We start from the raw sequence: 17465 nt of genomic DNA on the forward strand, positions 1-17465 counted from the left end.
TATTTATTAAGCACAATCTTCCTAGGGAGAACTATTTATGGCAGAAAGAAATGTCAGAGAGCCTGAGCAGCCGATCAACTACGCCATGCTCAGTTTATTTCAGTATCTGGCTTCAATTTTGGTAATTCTGGTTCACTGCCAGAGGCTTTTTGAGAATGAAGTCCTACATTTCACTCAGAAAAGTATGTTTGGCCGCATGGCGGTCCCTTTCTTTTTAATTTCTTCAGCTTTTATACTTAAATCCAGCTTGGCTAAGAAGAAGGAAATGAAGGTCTACATTAAGCGGGTTTTGAAGCAGTATCTTTTGTGGAGCGGGATTTATGTCCCTTATGCCTTGGCCTATTTTTGGACCTTGCCACTTCCTAAACATTATGCTCCATTAGCCTTATTGGCTGGGCTTTTGTATATCGGTTTATGCTATCAGCTTTGGTATATTCCTGCCTTTCTCTTGGGACTTTTACTTGTTCACTATTTTTATAGAAAATGGGGTGCTAGAAAGACGGGGGTATTTTTACTCCTGCTTTATGTAATGGGCTCGATCGAGACATACTACGCTTATTTCTCAAATAGCTGGCTTACCCAGTCATTTGATGCCTATGCTAAAGTTTTCTTCACCACCCGAAATGGCCTTTTCTATACTCCCATTTTTGTTTACTTGGGCTATCTCCTTTATGATTATCGGCATTTCAGCCTTTTTAGGGACAATGTTGGGAAAAAGCTATTCTTGACCAGTCTTCTTTTGCTGCTAGATGGGTGGATTGTTTTTGTTCACCAAGGGATTGACAAGAATTTCTTTTTGGCTTTGCCTCTCTTTGCTTTATTTCTGGTGAATTGGGTTTTACGTACAAGGATTGGTCAAAAATGGCATCTTTATCACCTTAAAGAATTGAGCGTTTTATACTTCTTTTTGCATCCAATTTTTATAGAATCCTCTTTCTATCTGCTCCAGAAGACCGATTTTGCTAAATGGCAGCAGGGAAGGATTGTCTTTTTGCTAACCTTGCTCTTAACTCATCTAAGTGCAGAAGTCATTTTATTGGCTCGGAAGCGCTTGTTCTTGAAGCAAAGACTTACAAAGGGAATAGGATGACGAAAAAAAAGCTAGTGAGTCAGATATGGCGATTGGGGAAATCCTAGCTGGTAAGAGAAAATCCAGCAAAATTGTCCTTGCTCAGATTTTAATCCAGTGAGGAAGTAAGACATAAAGTGATAGAACAGAAGAAATATTCCGTGCCTTTTTCTTCTGTTCTGTCGCTTTTTCATGTTATAATATTCAGACAAGATTGAACGGAGAAAGTGTTTCACTTATCATGATTAGCTCAAAATACGACTGGCAGTTTGCCACTAATTTTACAGACGAAAAATTTTTAAAAAAGGCTAAGAAAGCTGGATTAGAACCCGCAGCTGCCAGTCTTCTTTACCAAAGAGGTGTGCAGACTGAAGAGGCTTTACAGGAATTTTTGGAGCCTAGTTTAGACCAGCTTCACGACCCTTATGACCTTCATGATATGAAGCGGGCAGTGGAGCGCATTCGCGCAGCGATTGAGAATTACGAACAGATTTTGATCTATGGCGATTATGATGCTGATGGGATGACCTCAGCATCGATTGTCAAGGAGGCCTTGGAGCAGCTGGGGGCTGAGTGTCAGGTCTATCTGCCCAATCGCTTTACGGATGGCTATGGTCCTAATAGCAGTGTTTACAAATATTTTATTGAAAATCAGGGTATTTCACTCATTATTACAGTGGATAATGGAGTGGCTGGACTTGAAGCTATCGAGCTGGCCCAGTCTCTGGGCGTGGATGTCATCGTGACGGATCACCACTCCATGCCCGAGGAGCTGCCAAATGCCTATGCGATTGTCCATCCGGAACATAGCGGAGCGGATTACCCTTTCAAACATCTGGCTGGCTGTGGGGTGGCTTTTAAGCTGGCAACAGCCTTGTTGGAAGAAGTCCAAGTCGAACTGTTGGACTTAGTTGCCATTGGCACTATTGCAGATATGGTCAGTCTGACGGGGGAAAATCGGATCTTAGTCAAATATGGTCTTTCAGTTCTCAAAAATACCCAGCGGGTAGGACTTCAGGAACTTTTCAAAATTGCAGGCATTCAAACTGATGAACTGGATGAAGAAACGGTTGGCTTCCAACTTGCCCCTAGACTCAATGCCTTGGGACGGCTGGATGATCCCAATCCAGCTATTGAGCTTTTGACAGGCTTTGACGACGAAGAAGCTCGTGAGATTGCTCTCATGGTTAACCAGAAAAATGACGAGCGCAAGGAAATCGTCCAGCAGATTTATGAAGAAGCAAAAAGTATGCTGGACGCTAAGAGACCAGTTCAGGTGTTGGCCAAGGAAGGCTGGAATCCCGGTGTGCTAGGGATTGTCGCTGGGCGCTTGCTGGAAGAGCTGCATCAGCCAGTCATAGTGCTTAATATCGAGGATGGAATCGCTAAGGGCAGCGCCCGCAGTATTGAAGCGGTCAATATTTTTGAGGCCTTGGACAGCCACCGTGACCTCTTTCTAGCCTTTGGTGGCCATGCTGGAGCGGCTGGAATGACTCTTGAAGCAGACAAGCTGGCGGAGCTTGCAGATATTTTGACAGAGTATATCTTAGAAAATGATTTGGATTTAACTGGCAAAACAGCTCTGTATTTAGATGAGGAGCTACACCTGCCAGAACTAACCCTCGATACACTCAAAAGCTTCGAAAAACTGGCTCCTTTTGGTATGAACAATAAGAAGCCACTTTTTTACCTTAAGGATTTTAAAGTGGACAATGCACGGACTATGGGGGCTGGCAATAGCCATCTCAAGCTGAAAATTTCTCAGGAAGACGCATCTTTTGAAGTAGTTGCCTTTGGGCAAGGAAGCCTGGCGACAGAGTTTGCCCAGACCAAGAATCTAGAGCTGGCCGTCAGCCTCTCTGTCAATAAATGGAATGGACAGACCAGTCTCCAGCTCATGCTGGTAGATGCCCGTGTGGACGGCGTTCAGCTTTTCAATATCCGAGGAAAAAATGCGACACTACCTGACAAAGTTCCTGTCTTGCGTTTCACAGAGGAATTGCCAGATTTGACAAATTGCAGAGCAGTTGTAGTTTATGACCTGCCTGATGATTTGCAGGTCTTGAAGAAGATTCTTCAGTCTCAGGATTTCGAAGCTATTTACTTTAAAAATGAGATTGCCAAGCCATACTATCTGACCGGTTATGGTACTCGTGAGCAATTTGCTAAACTTTACAAGACCATCTATCAGTTCCCTGAGTTTGACGTTCGCTATAAACTTAAAGAGTTGGCAGCCTATCTGAAAATCGACCCGATTCTCTTGGTCAAAATGATTCAGATTTTTGAAGAGCTGGGCTTTGTCAGCATCACCGAAGGCGTCATGACGGTCAATAAGGAAGCAGAAAAGAAAGAAATTGATAGCAGTCTTATTTATCAAGATCTCAAGCGACTAGTCAAGGAGCAGGAACTCATGGCTCTGGGCACTGTGCAGGAGATTTACGACTATCTCATGGATTGCTAGGTGCAAGGCCTCCTTGTTTTACAAATCTTTCATATCTAAAAATATTTGAAAGTCTGCTAGAGCCTTTTTGGATAAAACATGGTATAATAGAGAGTAAAAAATTTTTTGAAAGAAAGAACATTATGAATTTAAAAGATTATATTGCAACTATTGAAAACTACCCAACGGAAGGTATTCTCTTCCGCGATATTAGCCCTTTGATGGCTGATGGCAATGCCTATAGCTACGCTGTACGTGAAATTGTACAGTATGCGACTGACAAGCAAATCGACATGATTGTTGGTCCAGAAGCGCGTGGCTTTATCGTAGGTTGTCCAGTTGCCTTTGAATTAGGAGTTGGTTTTGCTCCTGTTCGTAAGCCAGGCAAACTTCCACGTGAAGTTATCTCAGCAGACTATGAAAAAGAGTACGGTGTAGATACTCTGACTATGCATGCGGATGCAATCAAACCTGGTCAACGCGTTCTGATTGTCGATGACCTTCTTGCAACTGGTGGAACTGTTAAGGCGACCATTGAGATGATTGAGCGTCTTGGTGGCGTAGTGGCTGGTTGTGCCTTCCTCATCGAGCTGGATGAGCTCAAAGGTCGCGAAGCAATTGGCAATTATGACTACAAAGTATTGATGCACTACTAAAGATATAGCTTATTACTATATCTAGTTAGAGAAAAAGTATAATTGAAAACTATATCTCCTTTGAGTATAATAAGTATATTAAACAAAAGGAGATATTTTCATGCCTATCAAGATTGATAAGAAGCTTCCAGCAGTTGAAATTTTAAGCTCTGAGAATATCTTTGTCATGGATGATGACCGGGCAGACCACCAAGATATTCGCCCTCTGAATATTTTGGTACTCAATCTCATGCCCCAGAAAATGGTGACAGAAACTCAGATCTTGCGTCATTTGGCCAATACGCCCTTGCAGCTGACCATTGAGTTTCTTTATATGACTTCTCATACATCGAAGACCACCCAAGCGGAGCACATGCAGACCTTTTACAAGACTTTCGATGAGGTTAAAAATCGCTATTTTGATGGCTTGATTATCACAGGAGCACCAGTAGAGCATCTGCCTTTTGAGGCGGTGGACTATTGGGAGGAGTTCCAGCAGGTGATTGAATGGTCCAAGACTCATGTCTTTTCGACTCTGCATATCTGCTGGGGAGCTCAAGCTGGTCTCTATGCCCGCTATGGCGTGGATAAGCACCAGATGGAAGATAAACTCTCAGGTGTTTACGAGCAGTCGGCTCCAAGTAATAATCTGCTTTTTAGAGGCTTTGATGATGAATTTATCACGCCTCATTCAAGGCATACAGAGGTGCTGAAGGAAGACATTCTGAATCTGACCAATCTAGAAATTCTCTCTGAGGGAGAAAAGACTGGCTTGTCTGTTTTGGCAAGTCGTGACTTGCGAGAGGTGTATAGCTTTGGTCATATGGAATACGACCGTGATACCCTCGCCAAGGAGTATTTCCGTGATTTGGAAGCGGGCAAGGATCCGCATATTCCTGAAAATTATTTCAAGAATGATGATGTGAATGCGACACCTTGTCTGCGCTGGAGTCTGGCGGCAGCTCTCTTTTTCAGTAACTGGGTCAATTATGCAGTCTATCAAGAAACACCATTTGATTGGCAAAGTCCAGAGAATGATGCATCCTTCTTTGCTTATTTATAAAGAGGTACTATGACTTATTTAGCAGCTTACAAAAATGGCAACTTGGTTCTTCCAAGTGCCCTCTTTTTGCATTTTAAAGAAATTTTTGATTCCAGCGATGATTTCTTGGTCTGGCAGTTTTTCTATCTGCAAAATACCACCTCATTGGAGGAGTTTGCGCCCAGTCAGATTGCAGAGCATATTGGCAAGACCTTATCCGAGGTTAATCGTTCCATGTCCCATCTGACGGAAAAGGGCTTGCTCCAGTACAGAACCATCGAACTGAATGGGGAAATCGAGGCGATTTTTGATGCTTCACCAGCCTTAGAAAAGCTAGACGAGATTCTAGGCACTTCCAGTCCTACTGGGTCAAGGACAACGTCTGATGGTAACCTTCTCAAGGAACTGGTTGAGACATTCCAGCAAGAGTTAGGGCGTCTTTTGACTCCATTTGAAATCGAGGATTTGACCAAGACTATTAAGGACGATCAAATCAATCCAGATTTGGTCAAGGCTGCTCTTCGTGAAGCTGTTTTCAATGGCAAGGCCAATTGGAAATATATTCAGGCCATCTTGCGTAATTGGCGGCGAGAAGGCATTACAAGCCCAGCTCAGGTAGAAGCCAAACGGGCGGAACGTGAAGCAAGCAATCCGCAGAATGTAACGGTTTCGGATGATTTCCTCAATGCCATGAATTTGTGGAAGGACTAGTTACAAGTAAGTGTGGTGGGGCTGTGCGAAATGTTTGAAGATTCTGCTTTTCTTTCTACTATCTAGTTTCAGATTTAAAGAGCTTCAAGTCATTATAAATAGTTCCAACTCCGAGTGGTTGCTCAGTAATCGCTGGCTATTGAGCAATAATCTACTATATTGATAGTTTGCTGAACATAATAAGGCGAGAGAGTGGGACAGAAATCGGTCATTCGTTAGAATTCGATTTCGTCGTCCCACCTCCGCATAGTTGAGTAGGGCTGTAAAAGCTGATGAAATCAGCGTAGTAGAGCCCACTCAACCACTGCGTCTTGCTCTACAATCCAAAGACAATTGAGAGTCTGGGACTTTTGTCCCAGCCTCTTTTTTGTCTTAGAACCTATGATTTTGAGGAATTGTGATATAATGAAAAGGTATGTTGGTAATTCTATAAATAAAAGGAGAAGTGAAGATGGGACAAATTAAATCAAGCACTATTTCAGCTGGATCTGCTATCAGCGAGCTAGTTGAAGTTGATACCAGCAATGCACAAAATCAACAAGCCGAATTTTCCTATACAACAGGGATTGCTGGGATGGAAGCTGGCCGTCAGGCCTGCAATCAAATGCTGCAGGCTATCAGTGACTTCAGTTCGGCCGTCTTAACTCAGGCCAATAAATTTCCAGAAATTGCTGCAAAAATTGAGAAACGCGATATAGAGCAGGCTAAGCGCTGGGAGAGTTAAAATGAAGGTAGATAAAAGCGAAAAAGAACGCCAAGCACTTTACGAAAAAATTCTCAAAGTTGACCAAAAAGAAGACGAATTTATGACGATGAAACGTCAATACGAGATTTCCCTGGTAAATTTTGCGACGGATTTCCAATATTTGACGACTCGAATGGAAAATCTACTTTATGAGTATCCGCAAAATACTGCTTCCCTCAGTCGTGATTTAGCAGAGACTCAGCATCTTAACCAACAGGTTAAGAACTATGTGGATGTTCAGATGGATGAACTAGAAAAGCTCGGTCGTCAAACAAGAAAGACTCTGGAAGAAGAACGAGAAAAACTGACCAAAGAAAGGAATAGTCTACCATGGGAGTGAAATATAGTGCAGCAGATTCGGCCCAGCTTATCCAAGCGATGACCAGCAACCTGCAGGTAGCTAATCAGGTGACCGATCGTCTATCTAGTGGCTGCAATCACCTGATTGCCTCTTTGGAGTCGGGTGAGCTGCAGGGAGCGGCTTATACAGCGGGAAAAGGCTTATTTACAGAAATTATAATCCCTGCTATCAAAAAGCTACAAGCTGCTATTGATGATATTCAGGAGGAGCTGAATTCTTATAAATATGCTGACTCCACCGTATCTGAGTATGGGATACTGGATCTTGACTTGCTGAAAGAACAGTTGGAAACAAAACAGGAGATGTTGGAGAAAACCCAAGCTCAGCTAGCAGAGTATCAATCTCTATTTCGCCGGATTATTGATGGACTTGCAGGGGAATTAGCTGACAATCTGTCCAAGACGAATGCTCTGACAGTGCTGGAAAACCAGCTAAATATCGGCATTCGGGAAATTCAGGAAAAAATTGACAAACTTGAATGGTTTGTGGCAGATGTTTCAAAATACTTTACAGACAGTCTAGAAATTTTGAGACTAGCTATTCAAGGAGCAGTGTCATTGAGTCAAATCACAATTGATGCAGAAGGAAACTACTATACAAATGGTGCGGACATGTCTTGGGTTTCAAAACTGAAAAATGAAGAGATTCGTACTTATGGAAGAGGAGTAGATCCTAAGATTTCTTTGATTAATCAGAGTATCAGAGAATTGATGCTACCTGATGAAGCAGCAGCTTACTATCGTAAACACTTGCTGGCCTACTTAGAGGGGAAACCTTCTAGCGACTGGCCAATCTTGATTCAAGAATTCAATCAATCTTTACGCTTTGACCATGAGGGGAATATTCTGACTTTTATACCTACTAAAGTTAGTAATGTACCAGTCGTTGGTGAAGTGTGGGTTGTTCTAAAAAATGGTCATTTCGATGAAGAATACACTCGGCGTCTGAATGATGAGCGAGGTGGACAATTTTGGGAAAGTATCCGAGAAAATGCGGCAGAGTTCTTAGCGGGTCTAGGAAGTATTGCCCTTGGTGCTATGATTGATACAATAAGCTTAGGAGGAGGGGCGGCAGGCTTAGTATTTTCTATACCAAGTTTTGGGACTATAACTATTCCCATAGAAACAGCGGCAGCGGCTGGTTTTGCGACAGGAGCGACGATGATTGCTGGTGGCACATATGCCGTTAATGATGCTATTATAAAGACTTGGACAGCTGATGCTAGTTTAAATGTCAGCTTTGCCCAAAGTTACGACAGATGGCAGGCGACTAAACCGACGAGTAAGACTTTTGGGACTGTTGAAGGTAAAGTCGGAGGAAAGAAAGGGAATATTCGCGTAGATGCAGAACCCCATAGTGGTAAAGTTCAGATTCAGTCAGGAGGAGGAAAATCAGGTTATAGAGTTAATGCACATAGAGGAATGGATAAAATTGTCGATGCGGCAAGTGCTAGAGAATGGATTGATAGACTTCCTGAGTTGAATAAATTATCAAATTATGAAAAAAATCAATTAGTTAAATATATTTTAAAAGCTGTTAAGTGGTTAAAATCATAGGAGGAAAAATGAAAGTTTATATTAAAGGTGATTACACCAAAGAAATTCCATTTGATTATTTAGAATTAGCGAAGAGGATGTGGTTTGAGGAAAAAGATGGAATAGAGCCAGATTTGTCGTATGCTGGGTATCTAGATTTACCAATCGAGAAACTTTCTATTCACTTAGAATTAGACAAGGAAACTCATGATGATAGGTGGAAAAGTGTTCAGATAAAGGAAGGGATAAAATATGATTTTTTATCCCATAAGTCAGAATATATACAGTTAGACTATGAAGATGCTATCATGTCGGATTTTCGTGAGAAAGGTGAATGTTTAAGAATTGCTTCCACACATCTGGACCTTCTCACTGTTGATAAACGTGCTTTCTACATTATGGCTATTGAAATTGCGACTGCGATTGATGGTCAGATTAGCGAAGATGATAAAGAGAGCTGGTTAAGTGTGGAGGAATTTAAAAATCGGCATGAGGATATCCTTTCGATGAGTTATGAAGATGCTAATGAGCTGAGTTTGGAAGAAATTCCCTTTTTGGACGATGTGAGAGACCCAGTCTGGGAAGAAGATGACCGCAGAAATGAAGAATACATCAAAATATATGGTGAAGTGGAGTTGGATGACGAGGACGAATGAAATTATACTTAAAAGGTGATTATACAAAAAAGATACCTTATGGTTATTTGGAACTAGCTCGTAAAATGTGGTTTCCAGAGGATGAGCAGGTTTCTTACTCAAATGCTGGGAATAATGATGCATTGCAAGAAGATTTTTTCTCAAATTTATCCTTGAGGAAAGGCACTGTCGATAAGAGGTGGGTGTTACTTATAATGTTGAAGGGGATTCCTTTACTCCTCTTGCTATTGAGAAAAAACTCCCTATTCTATAAGTGTTAAACAATTTGATGGGAAAGCTTAATTTAGATAGAAGGTACAAATGGCTAAAACAAAATAATTTCACTTGATGATACAGAAATGATATACTGAATAGAAGAATGTTTAGAAAAGAGTAAGCAATGCAAAAAAAGACTATTTCCCAGCGCTTGGAGCGAGTAGCCGCTTTTGTGCCGGATGGGGCAAGGCTGCTGGATGTTGGAAGCGATCACGCCTATCTGCCTATTTACCTGATTCAGCAGGGACGGATTGAGAAGGCTCTGGCCGGTGAAGTGGTAGAGGGGCCTTTCCAGTCTGCTCAGAAAAATGTTGCTGAGCATGGGCTGACGCAGCAGATTGAGGTTCGCTTGGCCAATGGTCTGGCGGCTGTTGAAGCGGAGGATCAGATTGACACCATCGTTATCGCTGGCATGGGTGGTCGCTTGATTTCAGAGATTTTGGAAAATGGCAGAGCTAAGCTTGGGTCTATTTACCGCTTGATTTTGCAGCCTAATAACCGAGAGGATGAGCTCCGCAGCTGGCTAGTATCTAATGGCTTTCGCTTGCTGGCTGAGGATATCTTAGAAGAAGCTGGCAAATTTTATGAAATCCTAGTGGCGGAAGCAGGCCAGCAAACTTTGACAGAGAAAGAAAAGCGCTTTGGACCTTTTCTGATGAAGCAGAAATCGCCTGTGTTTAAACTAAGATGGCAAAAAGAACTGAAGAAACTTGAAGGAGCTCTAGCTCATATCCCAGAAAAAAATGAGCTAGAACGCTCTGCTATGTCCCAAAAAATCGAAAGTATCAAGGAGGTACTCCATGCTAGCAAGTGAAATCATCGCCCGTTATGAAGCCTATTGTCCACAGGAACTGTCCATGGAGGGTGACATTTCAGGCCTGCAAATCGGGACTTTGGACAAAGAAGTGGACAATGTTCTAGTGGCACTGGATATTCGCGAGCAGACGGTGGCGGAGGCTATTGAGGCAGGTGCTGGACTGATTATCGTTAAACATGCGCCTATTTTTCGCCCGCTCAAGGACCTAGTGACGGATAAGGCGCAAAATCAGATGATTTTAGACCTCATCAAGCATGATATTGCTGTTTATGTCAGTCATACCAATATTGATGTTGTGGAGGACGGGCTCAATGACTGGTTCTGCCAGCTTCTTGAGATTGAGGAGCCAAGTTTTCTCAGTCAGACGGGGCCAGAAAACGGTATTGGCCGTGTGGGGAGGATTGCTCCTCAGACCTTTGGGGACTTTGCGGCTAAGGTTAAGGAAACTTTTGGACTAGACGGTTTGCGTCTGGTTACCTATGAAGAAGCAGATCTCGAACACATGATTGATCGTGTGGCTATTTGTGGTGGCAGCGGTCAGTCCTTTTATCCAGAGGCCATTGCCAAGGGAGCGCAGGTCTACATAACTGGTGATATTTACTATCATACAGCTCAGGAAATGCTAACAGAAGGGCTTTTAGCGCTGGATCCTGGACATCATATCGAGGTTCTATTTACGGAAAAATTAAAAGAAAGGTTTGATACTTGGAAGGCAGAAGAGGGATGGGAGATTGAGATTCTGGCTAGTCAGGCTTCAACCAATCCTTTCCGACATATTTGAGAGGGAGCGACATGAAAAAAGTAGCAGTAATTGGAGCTGGGATTGTCGGATCAACAGCAGCTTACTATCTTTCCAAATCCCCAGATGTGGAAGTGGCTGTCTTTGATGACGGCAAGGGGCAGGCAACCAAGGCAGCCGCTGGAATTATCAGTCCTTGGTTTTCCAAACGTCGCAACAAGGCTTGGTACAGGATGGCGCGTCTGGGCGCTGATTTTTATCAGGAATTGATTGCGGAACTGAAAGCGACTGGTATCCAGACAGACTTTTACCAACAGACTGGTGTTTATCTGCTGAAAAGGGATGAGAGCAAGCTGCAGGAACTTTATGATTTAGCTGCTAATCGTCGAGAAGAGTCGCCGCTGATTGGGGACTTGAGTCTTCTCAGCCGTCAGGAAGCCCAGGAAAAATTTCCAGACTTGCAAGGCTTTGAGCGACTTCTCTATGCTTCCGGTGGAGCCCGGGTGGAGGGAGCACTCTTGACAGAGACGCTTCTGAAAGCCAGTAAGGCAGAGTTGGTTGAGAAACAGGTAAGCTTGACAGTAGAGGGAGAACAACTTCTGGTGGACGGACGTAGCTTTGACTGTGTTGTCTTGGCTGTGGGAGCTTGGCTAGGAGAAATCTTGCAGCCACTGGGCTATGAGACAGATGTTCGGCCGCAAAAGGGCCAACTACGTGATTTTAGGCTGGCTGAAAAGACGGATGACTATCCAGTTGTTATGCCTGAGGGCGAGCTGGATATCATTCCTTTTCTGGCAGGCAAGGTCAGCGTCGGTGCCAGCCATGAAAATGATCAGGGCTTTGATTTGACGGTAGATAGGACGGTTCTGAATCAGTTGCAGCAAGAAGCGGAAACTTATTTTCCAAGCTTGGCTACTGCAGAGATTTTAGGCGAGCGCGTGGGAACACGGGCTTATACCAGTGACTTTTCTCCTTTCTTTGGAGCTGTGCCAGACTTACCGCATGTCTACGCAGCCAGCGGTCTAGGCTCTTCTGGTCTGACAACTGGCCCACTCATCGGACGCCAATTGGCTCAGATGGCTTTAGGAGAAGCAGGGGTGTTGAATCCAGCTGACTATCCTATTGAACGGTACGTGGAGAAGAAGATACCTAAGGAAAACAAATGATTATAATATTTCTCATTTTACTTTTACTAGTACTATCCATATTAATATCAATCTCACTTATTCTATTTACTAGACACAAAGATCGTTCTCAACATCCTCTTGTTGTCCAGAATAATGGAGGAAATCAGGAACTAGCAAAGAATCCAAAAAAGAAAATAGGTTTCGGTATTTTGGGCTGTTTCCTATCTAGTGTGGTGGTCATTATTTCCATATCACTCGTCTCTATGTTTCTGAGTTTCATAGATATGTGGGGGATTTTTGTACGAGTGCCGAAATATGAAATGGTACAGGCTGTTCAGCGCTCTTATAAGCAGAGTGGTTTTGAAGGAACGGTCAGAGTTTTAGATGCTGATAAAAACTATACCTCTTTCGCTGGTTATTTAATCAGAGCTGAGTATTCTGAGGAGATTGAGGGGCAAACGGTTAAGATTGGTGACCGAATTGAATATTATACCTCTCGGGATACGAAAAATGGAAAAACGGATATTGACCTACAGCTTGAAAAGGGAGATGCCATTTATCAAGCTTTCCCTAGTATCGCTTATAAAGGACTTGAGCTGAGTCCGGGTTATAGTGAAACTTTACAGAATGTAAAAGATAGTTTTGTAAGAGCGGATAAGAAGAAACTATATCTAGAATCCCTTGATTTTATGATAGACAAGGATGCGCCAAATATTGATGCATACGAGGCTCTTATAAAAAAGAATCGGGCAGAAGGCCAGCCTTTGCAAGGCTTGTACCCAATCCCTATTTCTGACATGTTGGAAAAAGAGGCTCTTGCCATTGAAATGAAGGTAACTTTGAACGTGGAGCAGGACGATGGCTCTATCATTAGTATTGGCCAAGACCAGAAGAATGATGACAAAATCAAACAGATTTTACAAGAACAGCTAGATTTAACTAAGCTACCGAATGCACGCTATCTTATGGCCATTAGTGTTGGAAATGATAGTAAGCATTCTGGATTTGGTAAATACGAAGTTATTGTTCAAAATCATCAGATCGTTCAATTTTCTATCCAAAATAAACACTATTAAGTTAGAATAAGTTTTTTAGGAGCTTGCTTTAAATAACAGCTTGTGTTTATGCAAGTGTCATGATTGTACTTTTCTTAAAGTTACTAGTCCCATGTGGAGAGAGAAAGATGAAAAATTTTTTACCAAACGATGTATTTATTAAAGGAGAATTTGATAGCATACGATATTATTTGTACCGAAAAATCATCAGTGATAAGGTCCAAATATGGGTGGCTGTTTGGGGTTATCATGGGTTGATAGCGGAATCAAATGAAGAGTTTATGGATTTATCATTTCGTGAAATTGAAAGCCGCATTTATTCGATTTGGAGCTTAAATGCGAGATAAAATTATATATGAAATAGAAGAAAATATCTTATCTGACTGAATAGAATGATGAAATATCGGATAAGATATTATGGTTCGTCGATTGCTTAGTGACTTCACTGTATCGGTGAAACCAAGCCGATTTTGTATGATTGATTTTAGAGGATAGGGAGAGGTTATGGACTGGTTACGATCGTAGCCTGTGGTTATGTAGGCATTCTTGGCTGGGCTTTTTACATGGGGGTGTACCATTGTGGGCTCGGCTATCGTATTTTTCTTTAAACAGGTCAGTCGCAAGCTGCTGGATATTATGATGGGCTTTGCGGCGGGCGTTATGATTGCGGCTTCCTTTTGGTCGCTTCTGGCACCATCGATTGAGTATGCGCAGAGTTCTTATGGCAAGCTGTCCTGGTTGCTTGCAGCGATTGGTTTTTTGGTGGGAGGTTTTTCCTGCGGCTGATTGATGCGGTGGTGCCTCACTTGCACTTGAGCAAAGACATTTCGGAGGCAGAGAGTGTTCCTGAGCACAGCCGAAAGAAACTGTCCAAAACAGCCCTGCTCTTTTTAGCCATTACCATTCACAATTTTCCAGAAGGTTTGGCAGTCGGGGTAGCATTTGGTGCTTTGTCCGCTAATCCTAGTCCGGAAGCCTTTGTCGGCGCAATTGGCCTAGCTTTGGGAATTGGCTTGCAGAACGTCCCAGAAGGAGCGGCTCTGTCCATTCCAATTCGGACGGACGGTAAGTCTAGGCTTAAAGCCTTTTACTGGGGCTCCATGTCGGCTATTGTAGAGCCTGTCGGAGCAGTACTGGGAGCTGTTGCAGTCATGGCCATGACAGCTATTCTGCCCTATGCCCTCTCCTTTGCGGCGGGTGCTATGATCTTCGTGGTGGTAGAGGAGCTGATACCGGATTCGCAGACCAATGGCAATACCGATGTGGCGACTTTAGGTCTCATGGTGGGATTCGTTCTCATGATGGTCTTGGATATAGCTTTGGGTTGATATCAACTTAGAATCAAATAGCGGAAGAAAGCGGAATTTCCGCTCTTTTTCTTTTGTTTAAGGGCAGTGAAAAGGATGACATCCGCTTTCAAAAATGGTAGAATAAGGAGAATACATTAAGAGAGGAAACTCATATGAAAGGTATTATTCTTGCAGGTGGTTCTGGTACACGTTTGTATCCATTGACCCGCGCTGCGTCAAAACAGCTCATGCCGGTTTATGACAAACCCATGATTTATTATCCACTGTCAACTCTTATGCTGGCTGGTATCAAGGACATCTTGATTATCTCCACTCCGACAGATCTGCCTCGTTTTGAGGATCTTCTGGGAGATGGATCTGAGTTTGGTATCAAGCTCTCTTATGCAGAGCAACCAAGTCCAGACGGGCTTGCACAAGCCTTTATCATTGGGGCTGATTTTATTGGAGATGATAATGTAGCGCTGATTCTTGGGGATAATATTTACCATGGACCAGGTCTGAGTAAAATGCTCCAAAATGCTGCTGCTAAGGAAAAAGGGGCAACCGTCTTTGGCTACCATGTTAAGGATCCAGAACGCTTTGGTGTCGTAGAATTTGATGAAGATATGAATGCTATCTCCATCGAAGAAAAACCAGAACAGCCACGCTCTAACTATGCAGTGACAGGACTGTACTTCTACGATAACGATGTCGTCGAGATTGCCAAGAACATTAAACCAAGTCCTCGCGGTGAGTTGGAAATCACAGATGTCAACAAGGCTTACTTGGATCGTGGTGATTTATCTGTTGAGCTCATGGGACGTGGTTTCGCTTGGTTGGATACAGGAACTCACGAAAGTCTCTTAGAAGCTGCTCAATATATCGAAACGGTTCAGCGTATGCAGAACGTTCAGGTGGCGAATCTGGAAGAAATTGCCTATCGTATGGGCTATATCACTAAAGAGCAAGTGCATGAATTGGCGCAGCCGTTGAAGAAGAATGAATATGGCCACTATCTCTTGCGCTTGATTGGAGAAGAATAAGAAGATGACAGAACAATTTTTTGATAAGGAATTAGTAGCGCGTGAGGTTCCCGGAATTCCTGGAATGCTGGAGTTTGATATCCCTGTTCGTGGGGACAATCGAGGCTGGTTTAAGGAGAATTTCCAAAAGGAAAAAATGCTGCCACTAGGCTTCCCTGAAACCTTCTTTGCAGAAGGAAAACTGCAAAATAATGTCAGTTTTTCTCGTAAAAATGTCCTGCGGGGTCTTCATGCTGAACCATGGGACAAGTACATCTCTGTTGCAGATGACGGTAAGGTGCTGGGTTCTTGGGTAGACCTACGTGAAGGTGAGACTTTTGGCAATACCTACCAGACAGTAATCGATGCCAGCAAGGGGATTTTTGTGCCACGTGGCGTCGCCAACGGCTTCCAAGTTCTTTCTGATACGGTTTCTTATAGCTATCTGGTGAACGACTATTGGGCTTTGGAACTCAAACCTAAGTATGCCTTTGTCAACTATGCAGACCCAGCTTTAGGCATCCAGTGGGAAAACCTAGAAGCAGCAGAAGTCTCAGAAGCAGACAAGAACCATCCACTACTTAAGGATGTCAAACCTCTAAGAAAAGAAGATTTGTAAGAAGAGTGAATGTTTATTTTTATCATTTCCCTCTTTAACTTTTTGGGAACTCTATTTTCTGCTTTTTTAATTGCTGTTGCTCTTTTAATGTTGCAAAAATTATTCCTGATTCTAATTTCATTTTGGAGACAAGAAAATCAATGACTGAATACAAAAAAATTATCGTGACAGGTGGAGCTGGTTTTATCGGTTCTAACTTTGTCCACTATGTTTACAATAACTTTCCAGATGTCCATGTGACAGTGCTGGACAAGCTAACTTACGCGGGTAATCGCGCCAATATTGAAGAAATTTTAGGCGACCGCGTTGAGTTGGTTGTTGGAGATATTGCTGATGCAGCCTTGGTAGATAAGCTGGCAGCTGAAGCTAATGCGATTGTTCACTATGCGGCAGAAAGCCACAATGATAACTCGCTCAATGACCCGAGTCCATTTATCCACACCAACTTCATCGGAACTTACACGCTTTTGGAAGCAGCTCGTAAATACGACATTCGTTTCCACCATGTGTCGACTGACGAGGTTTATGGAGACTTGCCTCTGCGTGAAGACTTGCCAGGTCATGGAGAAGGTCCAGGTGAGAAATTTACCGCTGAAACCAAGTACAATCCAAGCTCGCCTTACTCATCAACCAAGGCAGCTTCAGACTTGATTGTCAAAGCTTGGGTGCGCTCATTTGGTGTCAAAGCGACGATTTCTAACTGTTCAAACAACTATGGTCCTTACCAGCACATTGAGAAGTTCATTCCGCGCCAAATCACCAATATCCTGAGCGGTATCAAGCCAAAACTCTATGGTGAAGGCAAAAACGTTCGTGACTGGATTCATACCAATGACCATTCATCAGGCGTTTGGACGATTCTGACCAAGGGTCAAATCGGTGAAACTTACTTGATTGGTGCTGATGGTGAGAAGAATAATAAGGAAGTGCTGGAGCTGATTCTCAAGGAAATGGGACAGCCAGCAGATGCTTATGACCATGTGACAGACCGTGCCGGCCACGACCTCCGCTATGCCATTGATGCCAGCAAGCTTCGTGATGAGCTAGGATGGAAGCCAGAGTTTACCAACTTTGAAGCAGGTCTCAAAGAGACCATCAAGTGGTACACGGACAATCAAGACTGGTGGAAATCAGAAAAAGAAGCAGTCGAGGCCAACTATGCTAAGACTCAACAAGTGATTAAGTAAGAATAGGCTAGCTATGCTAAGCCTTGTTATACAGGCGATATGCAACTAAGAGGCTGGGACTATTTGTCCTAGCCTTTTCTCACAGGATTGTTAGCTTTTTAATATGTTTGTTACAGAAAATTATGCAAAAATAGTGTAAAATAAGATAAATCCTTGCTGTG

Annotated in this window: 18 protein-coding genes and 1 pseudogene; all 19 read left to right on the forward strand. The window is 43.0% G+C overall.

Annotated elements, in window-relative coordinates; translation table 11 throughout:
* The first annotated feature begins 37 nt into the window (after positions 1-37).
* The 19 genes and pseudogenes from FXF62_RS00375 to rfbB all read left to right on the forward strand — a co-directional run bounded on the left by FXF62_RS00375 (position 38) and on the right by rfbB (position 17304).
* Positions 38-1090, forward strand: a complete 1053-nt coding sequence (locus FXF62_RS00375) for an acyltransferase family protein (RefSeq protein WP_149517215.1) — start codon at positions 38-40, stop codon at positions 1088-1090.
* A gap of 220 nt (positions 1091-1310) precedes the next feature.
* Entirely contained in the window at positions 1311-3530 is a 2220-nt protein-coding gene (gene recJ / locus FXF62_RS00380) for a single-stranded-DNA-specific exonuclease RecJ (RefSeq protein WP_149517216.1), read from the forward strand.
* A 122-nt stretch (positions 3531-3652) separates the two neighbouring features.
* Complete coding sequence (locus FXF62_RS00385) at positions 3653-4165, forward strand: adenine phosphoribosyltransferase (RefSeq protein WP_149517217.1); 513 nt, start codon at positions 3653-3655, stop codon at positions 4163-4165.
* A gap of 100 nt (positions 4166-4265) precedes the next feature.
* Positions 4266-5207: a homoserine O-acetyltransferase MetA gene (metA, locus tag FXF62_RS00390; protein WP_149517218.1), complete on the forward strand. Its 942-nt coding sequence runs from the start codon at positions 4266-4268 to the stop codon at positions 5205-5207.
* A 9-nt stretch (positions 5208-5216) separates the two neighbouring features.
* Positions 5217-5897: a DnaD domain-containing protein gene (locus FXF62_RS00395; protein WP_149517219.1), complete on the forward strand. Its 681-nt coding sequence runs from the start codon at positions 5217-5219 to the stop codon at positions 5895-5897.
* Between the two features lie 451 nt (positions 5898-6348).
* On the forward strand, positions 6349-6621 hold the full coding sequence (locus FXF62_RS00405; protein WP_149517220.1) for a TIGR04197 family type VII secretion effector: 273 nt from the start codon (positions 6349-6351) through the stop codon (positions 6619-6621).
* 1 nt (position 6622) lies between these two features.
* A complete protein-coding gene (locus FXF62_RS00410) occupies positions 6623-6982 on the forward strand; it encodes a cingulin (RefSeq protein WP_149517221.1) in 360 nt (119 codons plus the stop codon).
* Entirely contained in the window at positions 6973-8559 is a 1587-nt protein-coding gene (locus tag FXF62_RS00415) for a T7SS effector LXG polymorphic toxin (RefSeq protein WP_149517222.1), read from the forward strand. The genes FXF62_RS00410 and FXF62_RS00415 overlap by 10 nt, the downstream gene beginning before the upstream one ends.
* Positions 8560-8567: 8 nt before the next feature.
* Positions 8568-9194: a hypothetical protein gene (locus tag FXF62_RS00420; protein WP_149517223.1), complete on the forward strand. Its 627-nt coding sequence runs from the start codon at positions 8568-8570 to the stop codon at positions 9192-9194.
* On the forward strand, positions 9191-9454 hold the full coding sequence (locus FXF62_RS00425; RefSeq protein WP_262881535.1) for a hypothetical protein: 264 nt from the start codon (positions 9191-9193) through the stop codon (positions 9452-9454). The genes FXF62_RS00420 and FXF62_RS00425 overlap by 4 nt, the downstream gene beginning before the upstream one ends.
* 119 nt (positions 9455-9573) lie before the next feature.
* A complete protein-coding gene (locus FXF62_RS00430) occupies positions 9574-10263 on the forward strand; it encodes a tRNA (adenine(22)-N(1))-methyltransferase (protein ID WP_149517224.1) in 690 nt (229 codons plus the stop codon).
* Complete coding sequence (locus tag FXF62_RS00435) at positions 10250-11047, forward strand: Nif3-like dinuclear metal center hexameric protein (RefSeq protein WP_149517225.1); 798 nt, start codon at positions 10250-10252, stop codon at positions 11045-11047. The genes FXF62_RS00430 and FXF62_RS00435 overlap by 14 nt, the downstream gene beginning before the upstream one ends.
* Before the next feature lie 11 nt (positions 11048-11058).
* Positions 11059-12171, forward strand: coding sequence for an NAD(P)/FAD-dependent oxidoreductase (locus tag FXF62_RS00440; protein ID WP_149517226.1), 1113 nt, complete (start codon positions 11059-11061; stop codon positions 12169-12171).
* Positions 12168-13208, forward strand: coding sequence for a hypothetical protein (locus FXF62_RS00445; RefSeq protein ID WP_149517227.1), 1041 nt, complete (start codon positions 12168-12170; stop codon positions 13206-13208). Before FXF62_RS00440 ends, FXF62_RS00445 begins: the two co-directional genes overlap by 4 nt.
* Positions 13209-13315: 107 nt before the next feature.
* Positions 13316-13534, forward strand: a complete 219-nt coding sequence (locus FXF62_RS00450; protein ID WP_149517228.1) for a hypothetical protein — start codon at positions 13316-13318, stop codon at positions 13532-13534.
* A 187-nt stretch (positions 13535-13721) separates the two neighbouring features.
* A pseudogene (gene tmpA / locus FXF62_RS00455) lies at positions 13722-14515 on the forward strand (ZIP family manganese transporter TmpA).
* 134 nt (positions 14516-14649) lie between these two features.
* Positions 14650-15519, forward strand: a complete 870-nt coding sequence (gene rfbA / locus FXF62_RS00465) for a glucose-1-phosphate thymidylyltransferase RfbA (protein WP_149517229.1) — start codon at positions 14650-14652, stop codon at positions 15517-15519.
* A 4-nt stretch (positions 15520-15523) separates the two neighbouring features.
* On the forward strand, positions 15524-16117 hold the full coding sequence (locus FXF62_RS00470; protein WP_149517230.1) for a dTDP-4-dehydrorhamnose 3,5-epimerase family protein: 594 nt from the start codon (positions 15524-15526) through the stop codon (positions 16115-16117).
* Positions 16118-16257: 140 nt separating this feature from the next.
* Positions 16258-17304, forward strand: coding sequence for a dTDP-glucose 4,6-dehydratase (rfbB, locus tag FXF62_RS00475; protein WP_149517231.1), 1047 nt, complete (start codon positions 16258-16260; stop codon positions 17302-17304).
* The last annotated feature ends 161 nt before the right edge of the window (positions 17305-17465 follow it).

The organism is Streptococcus cristatus, assembly GCF_008369405.1.
In the GTDB taxonomy this organism is placed as follows: Bacteria; Bacillota; Bacilli; order Lactobacillales; family Streptococcaceae; genus Streptococcus; species Streptococcus cristatus_G.

Excerpts from the sequence above, each read along its gene's own strand:
- FXF62_RS00375 (WP_149517215.1), top strand. The coding sequence starts at position 38 with ATGGCAGAAAGAAATGTCAGAGAGCCTGAGCAGCCGATCAACTACGCC.
- recJ (WP_149517216.1), top strand. The coding sequence starts at position 1,311 with ATGATTAGCTCAAAATACGACTGGCAGTTTGCCACTAATTTTACAGAC.
- FXF62_RS00385 (WP_149517217.1), top strand. The coding sequence starts at position 3,653 with ATGAATTTAAAAGATTATATTGCAACTATTGAAAACTACCCAACGGAA.
- metA (WP_149517218.1), top strand. The coding sequence starts at position 4,266 with ATGCCTATCAAGATTGATAAGAAGCTTCCAGCAGTTGAAATTTTAAGC.
- FXF62_RS00395 (WP_149517219.1), top strand. The coding sequence starts at position 5,217 with ATGACTTATTTAGCAGCTTACAAAAATGGCAACTTGGTTCTTCCAAGT.
- FXF62_RS00405 (WP_149517220.1), top strand. The coding sequence starts at position 6,349 with ATGGGACAAATTAAATCAAGCACTATTTCAGCTGGATCTGCTATCAGC.
- FXF62_RS00410 (WP_149517221.1), top strand. The coding sequence starts at position 6,623 with ATGAAGGTAGATAAAAGCGAAAAAGAACGCCAAGCACTTTACGAAAAA.
- FXF62_RS00415 (WP_149517222.1), top strand. The coding sequence starts at position 6,973 with ATGGGAGTGAAATATAGTGCAGCAGATTCGGCCCAGCTTATCCAAGCG.
- FXF62_RS00420 (WP_149517223.1), top strand. The coding sequence starts at position 8,568 with ATGAAAGTTTATATTAAAGGTGATTACACCAAAGAAATTCCATTTGAT.
- FXF62_RS00425 (WP_262881535.1), top strand. The coding sequence starts at position 9,191 with ATGAAATTATACTTAAAAGGTGATTATACAAAAAAGATACCTTATGGT.
- FXF62_RS00430 (WP_149517224.1), top strand. The coding sequence starts at position 9,574 with ATGCAAAAAAAGACTATTTCCCAGCGCTTGGAGCGAGTAGCCGCTTTT.
- FXF62_RS00435 (WP_149517225.1), top strand. The coding sequence starts at position 10,250 with ATGCTAGCAAGTGAAATCATCGCCCGTTATGAAGCCTATTGTCCACAG.
- FXF62_RS00440 (WP_149517226.1), top strand. The coding sequence starts at position 11,059 with ATGAAAAAAGTAGCAGTAATTGGAGCTGGGATTGTCGGATCAACAGCA.
- FXF62_RS00445 (WP_149517227.1), top strand. The coding sequence starts at position 12,168 with ATGATTATAATATTTCTCATTTTACTTTTACTAGTACTATCCATATTA.
- FXF62_RS00450 (WP_149517228.1), top strand. The coding sequence starts at position 13,316 with ATGAAAAATTTTTTACCAAACGATGTATTTATTAAAGGAGAATTTGAT.
- rfbA (WP_149517229.1), top strand. The coding sequence starts at position 14,650 with ATGAAAGGTATTATTCTTGCAGGTGGTTCTGGTACACGTTTGTATCCA.
- FXF62_RS00470 (WP_149517230.1), top strand. The coding sequence starts at position 15,524 with ATGACAGAACAATTTTTTGATAAGGAATTAGTAGCGCGTGAGGTTCCC.
- rfbB (WP_149517231.1), top strand. The coding sequence starts at position 16,258 with ATGACTGAATACAAAAAAATTATCGTGACAGGTGGAGCTGGTTTTATC.